This window comes from Mesorhizobium sp. GW821-FHT04C10, from assembly GCF_059420305.1.
Window position 1 is genome coordinate 6,317,854 of record NZ_JBWKTL010000001.1, and the last position, 15,013, is coordinate 6,332,866.

Annotated in this window: 13 protein-coding genes and 1 pseudogene; 7 read left to right on the forward strand and 7 right to left on the reverse strand. The window is 63.7% G+C overall.

Annotated elements, in window-relative coordinates; all coding sequences use genetic code 11:
• Positions 1–2: 2 nt before the first annotated feature.
• Positions 3–797 carry an enoyl-CoA hydratase/isomerase family protein gene (locus tag AC07UC_RS30355; protein WP_494908420.1) on the reverse strand — a complete coding sequence of 265 codons (795 nt, stop codon included), beginning with the start codon at positions 795–797 and terminating at the stop codon, positions 3–5.
• 181 nt (positions 798–978) lie between these two features.
• Here AC07UC_RS30355 and AC07UC_RS30360 point away from each other — a divergent pair, with 181 nt between their 5' ends.
• A complete protein-coding gene (locus AC07UC_RS30360; protein ID WP_494908421.1) occupies positions 979–1,863 on the forward strand; it encodes an HpcH/HpaI aldolase/citrate lyase family protein in 885 nt (294 codons plus the stop codon).
• 86 nt (positions 1,864–1,949) lie between these two features.
• Here AC07UC_RS30360 and AC07UC_RS30365 read toward each other — a convergent pair whose 3' ends face one another.
• On the reverse strand, positions 1,950–2,453 hold the full coding sequence (locus AC07UC_RS30365; protein ID WP_494908422.1) for an Lrp/AsnC family transcriptional regulator: 504 nt from the start codon (positions 2,451–2,453) through the stop codon (positions 1,950–1,952).
• Between the two features lie 114 nt (positions 2,454–2,567).
• Here AC07UC_RS30365 and AC07UC_RS30370 point away from each other — a divergent pair, with 114 nt between their 5' ends.
• The 6 genes and pseudogenes from AC07UC_RS30370 (at position 2,568) to AC07UC_RS30395 (ending at position 7,913) form a co-directional block, all read left to right on the forward strand.
• Positions 2,568–2,873: a hypothetical protein gene (locus AC07UC_RS30370; protein ID WP_494908423.1), complete on the forward strand. Its 306-nt coding sequence runs from the start codon at positions 2,568–2,570 to the stop codon at positions 2,871–2,873.
• 41 nt (positions 2,874–2,914) lie between these two features.
• Positions 2,915–3,043, forward strand: a pseudogene (locus AC07UC_RS30375) (hypothetical protein); the annotation flags it as partial.
• A 286-nt stretch (positions 3,044–3,329) separates the two neighbouring features.
• Positions 3,330–4,316: a 2-hydroxyacid dehydrogenase gene (locus AC07UC_RS30380; protein ID WP_494908424.1), complete on the forward strand. Its 987-nt coding sequence runs from the start codon at positions 3,330–3,332 to the stop codon at positions 4,314–4,316.
• A 131-nt stretch (positions 4,317–4,447) separates the two neighbouring features.
• Positions 4,448–5,740 (forward strand): CaiB/BaiF CoA transferase family protein, encoded by a 1,293-nt coding sequence (locus AC07UC_RS30385; protein WP_494908425.1) that lies wholly within the window; start codon positions 4,448–4,450, stop codon positions 5,738–5,740.
• Between the two features lie 11 nt (positions 5,741–5,751).
• Entirely contained in the window at positions 5,752–6,399 is a 648-nt protein-coding gene (locus AC07UC_RS30390; RefSeq protein WP_140775007.1) for a cysteine hydrolase family protein, read from the forward strand.
• 23 nt (positions 6,400–6,422) lie between these two features.
• Entirely contained in the window at positions 6,423–7,913 is a 1,491-nt protein-coding gene (locus AC07UC_RS30395) for an aldehyde dehydrogenase (RefSeq protein WP_494908426.1), read from the forward strand.
• Between the two features lie 159 nt (positions 7,914–8,072).
• Here AC07UC_RS30395 and AC07UC_RS30400 read toward each other — a convergent pair whose 3' ends face one another.
• From AC07UC_RS30400 to AC07UC_RS30420, 5 genes are all read right to left on the reverse strand, one after another.
• Positions 8,073–9,563 (reverse strand): sugar ABC transporter ATP-binding protein, encoded by a 1,491-nt coding sequence (locus tag AC07UC_RS30400; RefSeq protein WP_202323781.1) that lies wholly within the window; start codon positions 9,561–9,563, stop codon positions 8,073–8,075.
• A gap of 1 nt (position 9,564) precedes the next feature.
• Positions 9,565–10,653: an SMP-30/gluconolactonase/LRE family protein gene (locus AC07UC_RS30405; RefSeq protein WP_494908427.1), complete on the reverse strand. Its 1,089-nt coding sequence runs from the start codon at positions 10,651–10,653 to the stop codon at positions 9,565–9,567.
• Positions 10,650–12,776: an ABC transporter permease gene (locus AC07UC_RS30410; protein WP_494908428.1), complete on the reverse strand. Its 2,127-nt coding sequence runs from the start codon at positions 12,774–12,776 to the stop codon at positions 10,650–10,652. Before AC07UC_RS30410 ends, AC07UC_RS30405 begins: the two co-directional genes overlap by 4 nt.
• An 84-nt stretch (positions 12,777–12,860) precedes the next feature.
• Positions 12,861–13,865: a sugar ABC transporter substrate-binding protein gene (locus tag AC07UC_RS30415; protein ID WP_140775002.1), complete on the reverse strand. Its 1,005-nt coding sequence runs from the start codon at positions 13,863–13,865 to the stop codon at positions 12,861–12,863.
• A 43-nt stretch (positions 13,866–13,908) separates the two neighbouring features.
• Positions 13,909–14,904: an ABC transporter permease gene (locus AC07UC_RS30420; protein WP_244735227.1), complete on the reverse strand. Its 996-nt coding sequence runs from the start codon at positions 14,902–14,904 to the stop codon at positions 13,909–13,911.
• Positions 14,905–15,013: the final 109 nt, after the last annotated feature.

Below are 15,013 nucleotides of genomic sequence, written 5' to 3' on the forward strand. Positions count from 1 at the left end.
GTTCAGCATCCCCTGAAAAGCGGCGCGCGCTTTTCGTTGAAGGCCCTGACGCCCTCCAGCCGGTCTTCGGTCGGAACAAGCCGATTGTAGGCTTCGATCTCGAAGGCCATTCCATCCGAGAGCGACAGGCCGGAGCTGCGCGCGATCGCCTGCTTGGCCTGCCGGACCGCGAGTGGCGCGTTGATCGATATCCGCATGGCGGTATCGAGGGCCCTGCCGGTGAGCGCATCGGCTGGGCACACGGCGTTGACGAATCCCCATTCCAGGGCGTCGGCGGCCGAGAAGGAACGTCCAGTCAGGATCAGTTCCTTGGCTCGCCTTTCTCCGACCGCCCGCGCCATGGACTGCGTACCGCCGGCCCCCGGGATGATGCCGAGCTTCACTTCGGTAAGTGCGAATGTCGCCCGCTCGGAGGCATAGATGAAATCGCAGGCCGCCGCGATCTCGCAGCCGCCGCCATAGGCAGCGCCGTTCACCGCGGCGATGATCGGCACCGGGCAGTTCACCAGTGCCCTCGCCATGCGTTCGAACACGAGGTGCTGGGCGGTCCAGGCCTCGACGGACATGCCGTTGCGCTCCTTGAGGTCGCCGCCGGCGCAGAACGCCTTTTCTCCCGCGCCCGTGAGGATCACGCAGCGCAGCCGCGACGGCGTCATCGCGAGCGCTTCGAAATAGGCAACCAGTTCCTCGCCCATGCGGGTGTTCAGCGCGTTCGCCGCTTCGGGCCGGCTAAGCGCCACCGTTTCGACGTGCTCGCGTTCCTGTATGACTTCAAGGGTCTGGAAATCGGCTGTCATCCGCTGCCCATGCGGTTGTGGGTCCGCGCGCAAGGCGCCAGGATCAATGCCGCGACAATAGTCGAACCGGCCGCGCCACCCTCATAGTTCCTCGTGATAGATTCATACGTCGATCCGAATACTAGGCGCCTCCTCGGTGCAGTATCCGTCGCGGCGATACCCAGCATGGTGGAGGACGCGGATGACGAAGGACTTTCGCCTTGCCAGGTCGTGGCTTTTCGTACCTGGCGATTCCCAGCGCAAGCTCGCCAAATGCTGGTCGAGCGGCGCCGATGTCATCATTGTCGACCTTGAGGATTCGGTGACGGCCGACAATAAGGCGGCTGCGCGCGAGACGGCCGCCGAGGCTATCCGCAACGCGCGGGCCGAGGGCGTGACGACGGCGATCGTGGTTCGCCTGAACGCCCTGCAAACCGGACTGGCCGAGCGGGATATCTCCGCAACGGTCGGCGCCGGCGCTGACGGCTACGTCGTTCCGAAGGTCGCCGGCGCGCCGGACGTGGTGGAATTCGCGCGGATGCTGGAAAGCGCCGAGGCGCCCGGGGCCAGGCCCATGGCGCTTATTCCGATCGCAACCGAACTCCCGGAGGCGATCTTCCATCTGCGAGAGATCGCACTCGCGCACCCGCGCGTCGGCGCGATGTTCTGGGGCATGGAGGATCTCGGCGTGGAGGTCGGCGCGCGCCGCACGCGCCACGACAATGGCGATATCCTCGAGGCCTTCAAGACCGTGCGTTCGCTGGCTATGTTTGCCGCCTCCGCCGCCGGCATCGCCTGCGTCGACACGCCATTCATCGACATCGCCAATGGCGAGCAACTGAAGCGGGAAGCGACCGAGGCAAGCTGGATGGGCTTTTCCGGGAAGCTCGCCATCCATCCCTCGCAGGTCGAGCCGATCAACGCGGCGTTCTCACCTTCGGTGGAAGAAATGGACGATGCGCGCACAATATTGCGGATGTCTCGCGAGGGTGGAGGCGCTGCCTTCCGGTATAAGGGCCGGATGATCGACACGCCTCATCTCGCGGCGGCCGAGCGCCTGCTGGGTCGGATGGAGAAGACTTTCTAGCTATTCTGCAGCCAGATGGCATCGCTGGCACCGCTCGGCGTTACTGAACGGATCCTGGATTTCACGCAAACGCGGGGCCGCTTTCCTCAGCCCACCGCCAGCGGATCGACCGAGACAACCCGCTTCAGCGCCCGAAGCGAGAAGGTGCTGCGCGAATGCCGGATGCCGTTGATGCGGTACAGCCGTTCGCGCAGGAAGCGCTCGTAGTCGGCGGTGCCGGCGACCGCCACCTTGACGAGATAATCGTAGTCCCCCGTCACAAGGTGGCACTCCAGCACCTCGGGTATGCGTGCGAGCTCGCTGCCGAACTGCTGCAGCACATGTTCGTCATGCTGCTGGAGCGTGATCTCGATGAAGACGATATCGCCGAGGCCCAGCGCCGACTGATCGATGACCGCCGTATAGCCTTCGATCGTGCCGTTTGCCTCAAGCCGCCTGACGCGCGTCCAGCAAGGCGATGGCGAAAGGCCGACCTGCTCCGCCAGTTCGTTGTTGGTGAGGCGCGCATTCCCTTGCAGGGCGGATAGAATCTTTCGATCAATGACGTCCAGTTCGCCAGATATCTGCCTGTGCTTCCTTACAGAAGACATATCGGTCAACTCCGTCTTTTGCAGAAGATCCTGCCGACAATATCCTGCTTCTGGCGGAACAAAAGAAAGAAATCGGACGTGGATCGGAATAGGCTGCCTTGGCTGGGGGGCGCCATGCTGGACGAAAGATCGAAACTTCGAATGGACGTGCTCCAGATATCGACAGTGCTCGTCGATCCGTTCGATGGAGCGATCCGGATCCTTGGCGATGCCCAGCGCTTCGGCCTGACATTGCGCAGGCTTCACCTTGAACCGCTGCCGGGTGGCAAATCGACCATGAACCTCGAACTGCTGGTGCCCGCCGGCTCGGATCCAATCCTGCTCACGTCGCGTTTCGCGCGGCATGGCGCAGTGGTCAGCATCGAACAGTCCTCACTTGGAGCTGACATGCAGGAAGACGGCGCCCCTGCCTTGGCGTAGCGGAGCCACCCTCGCGGCCAGGCCAGCAAGGCGATTACAGCCACCTGCATTTTTCGGCGGCCGGAGACGTCGCAAGGCTCGCGGTGGACGCGGACGCTGCCAGCATCACGGATCTGACCAGCGGGCTGGTCCGCGTGCTGGATGATGACGGCATCGCCAGGAGGCCGTAGGATCCCAGCCTATCCGCCGATGCCATGCGGGCCGACCTGCGCGCCACGTCTGCTCCCAGCCTGAAAGTCCGGTCGTCATCGCGAAACGCGATGTGGCGATAAGCCGAAGCTTGTTTGGCCGCGCGACCCCGCAAAATAGTCTGTCCGGATGTTTCCGGTGGGCTCGCTGCGGAGCGCCGGCATCGAGGGGTCAGGCATCCGCAGCCGGTTCGAGGGCCGCGTGGGTGAATGGCAGCGATGGATGGACGTCGCGCTTGACCCAATCGCGTAACAGGAGATCGAGACCATGACCGTGCAACAAGACAAGAGGCCGGTTCTCGTCGCCTGCGCGCTGCCGGATGCAGCGCTTGCCGTGCTGAATGACGCCTTCGACGTCACGGTTGTGGCCACTCCGGAGCGCCCCGAGCCGGAACAGGTGGTGGCGATGGCGCAAGGCAAGGAAATCCTGCTGCTCAGCGTCACGCTGCGTTTGACGCGGGAGCTCATCGAGCGGCTGCCCGATTCCATTCGTGGGGTCGCAACCTATTCGGTCGGGTACGAACACGTCGATATGGACGCCTGCCGAAATCGGGGCTTGGCCGTCTTCAACACTCCGGATGTGCTTACGGACGCGGTCGCGGAAGTTGGCCTCCTGCTTCTGCTCGGAGCCGCACGGCGGGCACGGGAGGCCGCGACGCTGATCCTCGACGGACAATGGACGGGCTGGCAGCCCACTCAGCTCAACGGCATCGAGCTCGCGGGCAAGTCGCTTGGCATATTCGGCATGGGCCGGATCGGACGAAGCATCGCCCATCGCGCGCGGGCCTTCGGCATGGCCATCCATTATTCCAATCGCCGCCGCCTGCCGCCCGAACTTGAAGCCGGCGCCCACTTCCATGCCGATCCCACCTCGTTGCTTACGACGAGCGATGCGCTGATGCTTGCCTGTCCGGCCAGCGAGGAGACACGGTACTTCCTCGACACGAAGCGGCTGGCGCTCATGAAACCTGGGGCGATCGTGGCCAATGTGAGCCGAGGCAACGTCGTCGTCGACGACGCATTGATAGCCGCGCTCCAGACCGGCAGGATCCGCGCGGCCGGCCTGGACGTCTTCGACGGCGAACCGCGCTTCGACAAGCGTTATCTTGCCCTTCCCAACGTGTTCATGCTGCCTCACATCGGCAGTTCAACGATCGAGACACGCGTGCGCATGGCCGAAAGCTTGCGCGATGGATTGCTCACATGGGCCGGCGGTGCGACGCCTTCCAATCGCATCGACATCAAAGGGGGGTGATCGGCCGGTCGCCGAGACATAAACGTCGGTTATCGGAACTGCAAAAAACAGATTAGTGGACCGTTTCAAATGTGACCGCGATAGTCGCGCCGAGGAGGACGCCCGCCTGGTTTGCCGGAAGATTGTTCGCGTTGCAGCGGAAGGACCATGAACCTTCCTTCCCTGCGGCGGCAGCGGCACTGCGCGGCGTGAAATACTGGTACATGCTCAGAAAAAGCCTGAAAGACGTAAGGGTAGCCGATTTCAGCCAGATAGGCGCGGGCCCGACCTGTTCGATGTTCCTTGGCGACCTTGGCGCGGACGTCATCAAGGTCGAGCCGCCCTCGGGCGATATTGGCCGGGGGCTCGGCCCGCCCTGGGTCGCGGACAATGTCAGTTCCGTCTTCGTGGCGTTCAACCGCAACAAGCGAAGCATCTGCATCGACCTCAAATCCGAGCAGGGCCTTCGGGCGGCCAGGCGCCTTGTGCGGTCCTGCGACGTGCTGATCGAGAGCTTCAGGCCGGGGGTGATGGATAGGCTGGGGCTCGGCCATGGAGAGGTGAGCGCCGACAATCCCGGCATCGTCTATTGCTCCGTCTCCGCCTATGGGAGCACCGGCGAGGCGGCGCGCCTCGGCGGCGTCGACGGCATCGTCCAGGCGGAGTCTGGATTGATGAGCCTACTTGGCGACGAAGGCCAGCCGCCGAGCAAGGTGCAGGCGCCGGTCGTGGATGTGACCACCGGCTATGTCGCGACGATCGCCGTGATGGCGCAACTCTATCAGCGCCAGGCGACCGGTTTCGGCGGCTACCTGGACGTTTCGATGCTCGGGGCCGCGGTCGCGCTGCAGCAGTCGTCCCTGACCGGCTTTCTCGGCGACGGCGAGTTGCCTGGCCGGCTCGGCAGCGCGGCGCCCTATTCGGCGCCAAACGAGGCGTTTCCCGCAAGCGACGGCTGGATCATGGTCGCCGCCTATCAGGGCGGCCGCTGGGAGCGGCTCTGTGAAATCCTCGAAAGGACGGACCTGGCGCAAGATCCGCGTTTCGAGACGTCGGCCCTGCGGGTCCGGAACCGCCAGGCCATGCGCGCGGAACTGGGTGGCTCTTTCTCCCGCCATCCATGCGCCTATTGGCTGGAACGCCTGATGGCCAGGGACATATTGTGCAGCAAGGTCTGCGACTATGCAGACCTGATCGAGAATCCTGCCGTCGCCCATCTCGAGCTCATCACGAGCCTGACCGACGACCTCGGTCGGAGCCACCGCGTCCCGGGCTTCCCGGTGAATTCCCGCGAGAGCCAGTCGCTGCCGCACCGCGCGCCGCCCAGGCTTGGCCAGCATACGCTGGAGGTGCTTTCCGAACTCGATTTCACCGCCGCCGAGGCGGCGGCTCTCGTCACCACCGGCGCGGTCTTCGCGGACCGCTCCGCCGCAGAAACCGCTTAGGAGGAACCTAGATGTCGGAGTTTTCCGTTCTCCCCGCCAATGATACCGTGCTGGTGCTGACCCACCTGCAGAACGAGTTCGCCCATCCGGATGGAAAGGGAGCGAGCATCGTCTACAAATTCCTCAAGGAGTCGGGCTCTCTCGACCGGATCAAGCGCGTGCTCGCCGTCTGCCGCAAGGTCGGCATTCCGGTCATCTTCCACAACGAGACGTTCCGGCCCGGCCATCCGGAACTGCGCGCCAGCCGAGGCGGCTATGTGCGGGGGACAGGCCGCGTGCTTGGACTTGCCCGCGACGACATGGCGGTGCGCGGCCAGTGGGGCGCCGAGGTGATCGACGATCTGGCGCCCGATCCGGGCCGCGACGAATTCGTCCTGCACAACGCCAAGGTGGATCCCTTCACCTGCAGCGAATTCGAGGTGCTCCTGCGAAACCTGAACCGCAACATCATCCTGGTCGCCGGCCTGGCCTGCAACTTCGGCATCGAGATGACCGCGCGCAGCGGCAACGAGCGCGATTACGGCATCTGCGTCCTGTCGGACTGTATCGATCGGTTCCTCGGCGAATACAGCGAGAAGACGGTCACCGAACTGCTTCCGCTTTATGGCCGCGTCGCAACCAGCGACGAGATCGTCAAGGAACTGGAAAGCCAGGCCTGAGCCAGATCGAGAGGAGGCCGCCGATGCAACAATTCGGGATTTGGATCGACAACGAGGAGCAGGCTTCGGCCTCGGGCCGGTATTTCGAGAGCCTCGACCCGGCCACGGGCAAGGTCTGGAGCCGGGTCGCCGCTGGCGGGAAAGCCGATGTCGAGCGCGCGGTCGCGTCGGCATGGCGGGCCTTTGAAGAGCCCGCCTGGTTTGACATGGAACCGTCGGCGAGGCGCAGGCTGCTGCTCGCGATCGCGGCGCGCATCCAGCAGAACAGGCACCAGCTTGCGGAAACGGAGAGCAACGATTCCGGCAAGCTGCTGCGTGAATGCCTGCTTCATGTCGACGCGATGGCCGAATGGTTCGAATATTTTGCCGGCATGACCGACAAGGTCTGCGGCTCGACGATCCCGTCGGACCGGGGCGTGTTCAACTACACCACCCTGGAGCCTTACGGCGTCGTTGGCGCCATCGTGCCTGGAAACTCTCCGCTGCTGCTGTCCACGTGGAAGCTCGCGCCGGCGCTGGCCGCCGGGAACACTGTCGTGATGAAGCCCAGCGAATACACCAGCGCCTCCATCCTCATCCTCATGCGGTTGCTGAAGGACATCCTTCCGCCGGGCGTCGTCAACATCGTCACGGGCGACGGCGTGGAAGCCGGTGCGGCTCTCGTCGATCACCCCGACGTAAGGAAGATCTTCTTCACCGGCGGGCCGGCGCACGGCGCCGCCGTCGCTGCCGGGTCGGGTCGAAGGCTGGCGCCCTCGATCCTGGAACTCGGCGGCAAGAGCGCCAACATCGTGTTCGACGACGCGATCTACGACAAGGCGCTGGCGGGGGTCATGGCGGGGGTCTTCGCAGCCAGTGGCCAGACATGCATGGCGGGGTCCCGCGTCCTTATCCAGGAAACCATATTCGACAGGTTCTTGAACGACCTCCGCGAGCGGACGAAAGCAATCGTGGTCGGCCATCCGGCCGACGCCACCACGCAGGTCGGGCCGCTCGGCAACAGGAAGCAGCTCGACCGGGTGGCGTCGCTCGTCGAGGGAGCCCTCGCCGAGGGCGCCCGGATTGCAGCGGGCGGCCACAGGGCTAGGGTCGAGGGTTTCGAAGGCGGTTACTATTTCCAGCCGACGATCCTCACGGACGTGACCAACGACACCGCCATCTGCCGCGAGGAAATATTCGGGCCGGTGATGACCGTCATGCCTTTTTCGACGGCCGAAGAGGCGCTGAAGATCGCCAACCGCAGTGATTTCGGGCTCGTGGCCGGGCTCTGGACCAGCGACCTCTATCGCGCTCACTCACTTTCACGCAGCCTCAATGTCGGGACGATCTTCCTCAATCTCTACCGGAAGGTCGCGCCTCAGACGCCTTTCGGCGGGCGGAAGGCGAGCGGCTTCGGGCGCGAAAATGGCTTCGCCGTTATGGGCGAATATCTGCAGGTCAAGAGCGTTCTCGTCGACACGGACGCCGAGCGCGTGCAGGACCCCTTCGTCATGCGGGTTGGCAGTTCCCGCTAGGCTGTCCAGGAGAACGTGAAGCGGCTTCTGTTCCAGAACCGCTTCACGACAAGGACGCCATCAGATCCCGGTCAAGCCCGCATCCTCCCAGCGTGCCTGACAGCAAGACGCCGCCGGAAAGCTCCGGCGGCGTCTTCGCGTTGAACGGGCAAACGGTGCTCAGTGGACCGCCGCATACATGATCTTTTCCTCGGTCACGCTGAGCGGCGAGAACTCCTCGACGATGCGCCCCTTCTGCGACACCAGGATGCGATCCGAAAGATTGATGACCTCGGGAAGGTACGACGAGATAACGACGACGGCCATGCCCTCATCCGCGAGGCGGTTGATGAGCTGGTGGATCTCGGCGATCGCGCCCACGTCGACGCCCCGGGTCGGCTCGTCGAAGATGATGACCTTCGGCTTCTGCACCAGCGACTTGGCGATCACCACCTTCTGCTGGTTGCCGCCGGAAAGCTCGATGACATGGGCGTTGTTGTTGATCGCCTTGATGTTGAGCTTCTTGGTCCATTCGTCGGCGAGTTGCTGCATCTCGCTGAAGCGGACCACGAAACCGCTTGAATGCGAGGATGTCAGTTCACCCATATGCAGGTTCTCCGCGATCGACATGGTCTCGAAGAAACCTTCCATCTTGCGGTCCTCCGTCACATAGACGATACCGTCGAGCACGGCCGGCCGCGGCACGCGATAGCGCACCGATTGCCCGTTGAGGTGTACCTCCCCGCCATGGAAGAAGTTGCGCTTCAAGACGCCGGCGACGATCTTTGCCGTCTCGGTGCGGCCGGCACCGATGAGCCCGAATATGCCGGTGATCTGCCCGGCATAGACCGTGAAAGAGTTGTTGCGCACGAGCTTGCCCATCGACAGGTTCTGTACGCTGAGCACGCGCCTCCCGGGTTTCCTGACCGACTCGCGGCGATGATAGAGCGCCTGCGACAAGGTGCGGCCCACCATGGCGCGCACGATCTTCTCGCGGTCGAAGTTCTTCGTCTCGTCGGTGACGACGTGTTCGCCATCGCGCAGCACGGTGATGCGATCCGAGATCGCCAGCGCTTCCTCGAGCGCGTGGCTGATGAAGATGATCGAGACCCCGCGCTCCTTCAGCCGCTTCATCAGCGCGAAGAAGTAATGCTTCTCCTCGGGCGTCAGCGTCGCCGTCGGCTCGTCGAAGATAATGACGCGCGCGTTGTGGCGCACGGCCCGGGCGATTTCCACCATCTGCTTCTTGGCTGCGCCGAGCGTCGCCACGTTTGCCCACGGATCGACGTTGAAGTTAAGCGACTGCAGGAACTGCTGAGCCGCGATGTACAGGCCGCGAAGGCGATTGAAGTACTTCTCGTCGCCGAGATAGAGGTTCTGGGCGACCGTCATGGACGGAACCAGGCTGTTCTCCTGGAACACCATGTTGACCCCGTTGTGCAGGGCCTCGGCGGGAGTGGCGAAATGCGTCGGCTTTCCGTCGACAAGCATTTCACCTGAGGTCGGCGATGTCACGCCGGCCATCATCTTGGTCAGTGTCGACTTTCCCGCGCCGTTCTCGCCGAGCAGCGCATGGATTTCTCCCTTCTCCAGCGAGAACGACACGTTCTTGACCGCCGGCACGCCCCGATATTCCTTGGTGACGCCTCGCATTTCGATCAGCGATGCCATGCTATTCTCCAAACCCTTCGTCGGTCGGCAGGGACACGATCGCGTCTCCGCCTTTGCTCGTCGCCAGGAGGCGGCCGTCGGCTTCAAGGCAGGACGTGATGCCGTGGCGGCGGCCATCGGCGCGGCTGTGCATGCTGAATATCGGCTGGAACGCCTCGTCCAGGCGCAGAACCAGTCCATAGGAGCGTGTCGGGGCCCATGGCTTGACGATACCGAGGTGCTTCAGCCCTCCGCCCTGCAGGGGCTCGAGGAACGTCAGCGGCGCTGAAATCGAGGGAGCGATCCACAGATGCTCGGGCACCTCGGTCATCATGCTCTGGCGGTAGTCCTCCTCCCTGAGCACGAATTCGATGAGCTGGCTGCGCGGCGCGAAGACCGCAAGCCATGCTCCGCCTCCGACGGCTGGGGAAAGGCGCGCCGGGTAGCCGGCTATGTCGCCGAGTTCCACGACCGGCCGCCGCCCCCTGGCAACGCGTATGAGCTGGTTGCGCCAGCTCTCCGACACGATGACGCTGCCGTCGGCCTGCGCCAGCAGGCCATAGGGGAACGCAAGACCGTCCGCCAGGCATTCGGCTTCGCCGTCGACCGGCACGCGCCAGACCGAACCACTGGCATTCTTCTGCATGAAATCGCGCTTCCACCGCGAGGGCTGGTTCGAGGCCGAGCCCACGGCCAGGACAAGCGTGCCTTCGTCAACGAAGCTCAGCGCGGTCGGGCATCTGATGTCGTGACCACCGACCTTCGACACTATCTTGCCGTCGTGGCGTCCGCCCTTCAGCAAGACACGACCGTCGTCCAGCCCGACGGCGAAACCACCGCCCGGACGCGCTGCGAGCGCTGTCACCGGGCTGTCGAAAGTCGCCACGCTTTCCGACGAAGACCCGCGCAGTGACCTGACCTCGTTGCCCGAGGAGAAGAGGATGCTCGAACCGTCGGATATGAGATTATCTGGCGACTTGGCTTCGAGGGCGAGTGGAGAGCCCTCGATGACCTGATTGGGACTGAGCGCGCCGTCCATGGGCGGCACCGTGACCGAATAGGCGCCGGCACCACGCCAGGCGTCGAAGAGATTTCGGATGGCGCTGATCATTTCTGCTTCCCCCAATAGCAGTCCTGATTGGTGAAGTTCGGATCGGCGCCCGGGATTTTGTATTTGCCGACCCGGTTGTTGTAGATGCCGCCGAGATAAAGGTAGCCCTTGTGCTCGTTGCAGGAGGTGAGCATGGGGTGGTTGACGCCGCTCTTGTCCCACAGGCAGTCGACGATCTTGCCCTGTTCGGTGAACTTCACCACATTGCCGACGTTCATCTGCGGGAAGAGCCATTCGTCCTGCGCCACCCGCTGCACCATCCGCTTGCGGAAGCCCGGCTTGCGCAGGGCGAGATCGAAGACCGGTGTACGCATGCCGACGATCGCCAGCCAATACGTGCCGTCCGAAGCGCGATTGATGTTGTCGGCGTAGCCAGGCAGGTTGGTGATGAGTGTCTCGACCTTGCCCGCCTTCGGACCTTCCAGCCAGTAGCGCTCGACCGAGCAGCCCCAGGTTGTCGCAAACAGCACGGACTTGCCGTCGTGCGCCACGCAGACGCCGTTCGGGAAACGCAGGTTGGGAACGACGGTCCTTGTCGTCTTGTCCCGCGGATCGTAGCAAAGGATGCGACCGTTGCCGCGGCCCTCAAGCGCGTCCACCATCCATTCGTCCGGGTCGAAGCGTATCGTGCCCTCGCTGAAAAAGACCCGGCCGTCCGGTGCGATGTCGAGATCGTCCGCGTAGCGGATGCGGGAATCGTCGATGATGGAGAACAGGGACCGGTTCGTTTCGTCGGCGAGCTTGACCACCTCGCGCGTGTCCTTGCGGATCTGGTAGAGCCCCATGCCGGCAACGCAGCATGTCAGGTTGCCGTCCCGGTCGAAGGCCATGCCCAGCGGCGCGCCGCCGATATGTGCGTAGACTTCCCAGCGTTTGTGGTCCGGGCCGAAGTAGCGGATGATGTCGCCCTGCCGGTTGCCGAAGTAGATGTTGTCGTCCCGGTCGAGCAGCGGATCCTCGCAGCCATCGATCTCGCCAAGGCCGATAAGCTCCACATCGCGCAATTTATCGTTGAGCGCGTAGGGAGAGTCGGATCCTTCCTCGGTGGAGGGGCAAGGCACCATCTTGAAGTAGGTCGGCGAAACATAGACCTGCGACAACACCTTGTGGCGGTTCTTCAGCCAGCGGACATCGATCGCGACGGCGATCAGCAACGCCATGCCGAGCACCATTGTGTTGGCGCCGCTGGTCAGGCCGAGCCGAACGAGACTGTTGGTGATGATGAGCACGATGATGGCGCCGAGGACGGCCTTGGCGATCGAGCCACGGCCGCCGCCGAGGCTGATGCCGCCGAGGACGGCGGCGGTAAGCGCCGTGACCTCGAGGCCGACGCCGGTGCTGGCGCCGGCCGAGGCCAGGCGCGAGGCATAGAAGATGCCGCCGGCCGCCGCGAGCAACCCCGACATGACGTAAGTTATCGCGACCGTGCGGCGCACGTTGATGCCGGCATTGTGCGCCGAACGGCGCGAACCGCCGACGGCGAGAATGTGCCAGCCGGGGCGAAGCCGGGACAGGAAGACATGGCCGACAACAGCGATCAGCGCCGCGAGCAGGAACGCGACCGGAATGCCGAAGACGCCGTCGCCGCCGACAAAGTTCCAGATTTCCGATGTCTGCGTGGGCAGAAGGATGTCGATTGAATAGTTGAGCACCAGCGTGTCGTCGATCGCCCGTACGATGATCAGGGTGACGAGAGTGGTGAGAAAGGCGCGCAGCCGCAGGTAGCCGACCAGCACGCCGTTCACGAGGCCGACCGCCGCGCCCGACAACAGCGCGGCCCCGGCCGCCGCCCATACCGGGTAGCCCAGCCAGTTGAACATCGCCAGCATCACGAAATTGCTGAGCGCGAAGGTCGAGCCGACGCTGAGATCGATGCCGCCGGCGAGCATGACGACCGTCATGGCAAGCACGACGAAGAGAATCTCGCCGAGCTCCCTCGCCTGATCGCTGACGCCGACGCCGCCGAGGAAGTTGGGTATGAGGGACCAGAAGATGCCCAGGGTGACGACCAGGATCAGGAACGGGATCGCGTTGTCGATCCAGTTCTTGGACAGAATCTCACCGATCACATGGTCCGGTATGAGGCGCGTGCGCCAGCGAGCGTAGGTCTCCGAGGCCGACATCAGCGGCGCCTCCTGCAAAATCAGTCACAGGGAGCGGCGCTTGCGCGCCGCTCGTTTTTGTTTCGGATTGTTCGCCTCACCCACTCACTGCTGCGTCCAGCAGGAGGTCGGCGTGACGTTTTCCTTGGTGATGGTCGTCAGCGTCGAATAGAAGCCGAAGGGCTTGGAGCCGGGCTTTTCCGGTGGGTTCTGCAGCAGCGAGCGGACGGCGAGGGCCAGGTCGCGGCCCTGTTCCTTCGCGTTGTAGCCGACATAGGCGTCGAAGGTGCCGTCCTCGATACGATCGCAGGCTGCTTCCTTGCGGCTGCCGCCGTCCGTTATCAGCTTGACCTTCCCGGTCTTGCCGGCTTCGGCGATCGCAGCGGCCGCGCCCATGTCCTGGCTGTCCCAGAACCCCACGACGGCGCAAAGATCCTCGTTCTGCTTCAGGATGGTCGCGGTGATGTCCTTGGCCTTGGAGGCATCCCAGTCGCCCGACTGCGTTGCGACGACCTTGAGCTCGGGATAGCGGGTCAGGGCATCCTTGACCCCCTGGAGGCCGATGGTGACGGTGGGCGTCGTCGGCGTGCCGATGAGCAGCGCGATCTTGCCGGACTGGCCGGTACCCGCGCCGCAATATTTCGCGGCGATGTCGATCTCGCTCGAAAGCAGGTCGAACCAGTCGACACCGACATAGGCGTCACCGGTGTTGAGCGACTTCAGGTTGACCTGGACGACCGCGATACCTTGCGCGTTCGCGCGGTCGACCAGCTTCGAATAGGCCGTCATGTCGAGCGGATGCAGGACAAGTACATCAGGCTTCTCGGCGATAAGCTGGGTGACGGCCTGCGCACCGGCGGCGACGTCCCAGCTCGGATCGCGGATGATCAGCTCGTAACCGAACTGTTCGGCGTCCTTCTTCAGCGCGGCGGCCCACGCCTGTGTCAGGTCGATGCCCATCGAGAGCGGCACGAAGGCGACCTTCTTGCCCTTGAGGGCCTTCAGCGTCGTGAGATTCTGGCCGTCGTCGAAATGCTCGGCGACGGCAACGGCCGGCAGCGTGAAGAACGCTGCCGTCAGCAGGCCCATGATAAACTTCCTGATACGCATGACTTTCCTCCCTGGTCACTTGTTGGCTTTGGATTAAGGCGGGTTAGATGTCCCCTTGCTGGGACGTCTGCTCATCGCGCGGATTGACGATTGAATCCGCGACGATGGCCACGAGAAGAATGCAGCTCTTGACGATGTTCTGGATCGTGTACGGGATATCCATGATCGTCATGCCGTTGAGAAGGATGCCGATGAGGAGCGTGCCGACGACGACGTTGCGGACCCCGCCCTTGCCGCCGCTGAGGCCGACGCCGCCGATCACTGCCACCAGGATGATGTCGTAGACCAGCGTCGAGTTGGCGACGCGGGCGTTCATGGAGCTGACGGCCGTGGCCGTGATGATGCCGGCCACGAATCCGATAAGCGATGAGATTACATACTGCACCACCATCATCGGGCGTACGGGCACGCCGGCGACCCGCGCCGTCAGAGGATTGTCGCCCATGGCGAAGATGAAACGGCCCGGACGTGTCTTGCGCAGGAACAGGAACGCAATGAACGAGAACAATGCGAAAAGCAGAACCGGATTGGGAATGCCAAGCACCCGGCCGCTGCCGATCGCCTTGAACGAGGTCGCGGTGGCCGGCATGAAGGTGACATCGTTGGCGACGAGAAAATAGCGGCCGAAGCCGTAGACGACGAGCCCCATAGCCAGGGTCGCGAAAAGCGCGGGTATTTCGACATAGGCGATGAGCAAGCCATTGGCCAAGCCGACGGCGAGACAGAGGCAAAGCCCGTAAAGGAGCGCAATGCCGAGCGGCGTGCCGCTGTTGGCCAACGTCAACATCCAGGCAACGGAAATCGCCATGGTGGCGACTATGGACAGGTCGATGCCGCGCCCGATGATTGTGAGCGCCATGCCGATGCCGAGCACTCCCAGTATGGAGACGCTGCGTACAAGCGACAGCAGATTGTCGGCCTGCAGAAATCCCTTCAGCGTCGCCGCGAAGACGAGGAAAAGGACAACGGCAATGGTGAAGACGATCTTTTCCTGACTGAAGTGAAAGGCCTTCAGGTAACGGCCCGCCGAGGCGCTCACGACAGGAGCTCTCCGGACGGCCTATCGGCGGCCGGGCAAAGAACCGCCTTCATTGCATGACAGCGCACGGCATTCCTCCCTCATTCCCACCCTTTGCCCCCCTGCGCGC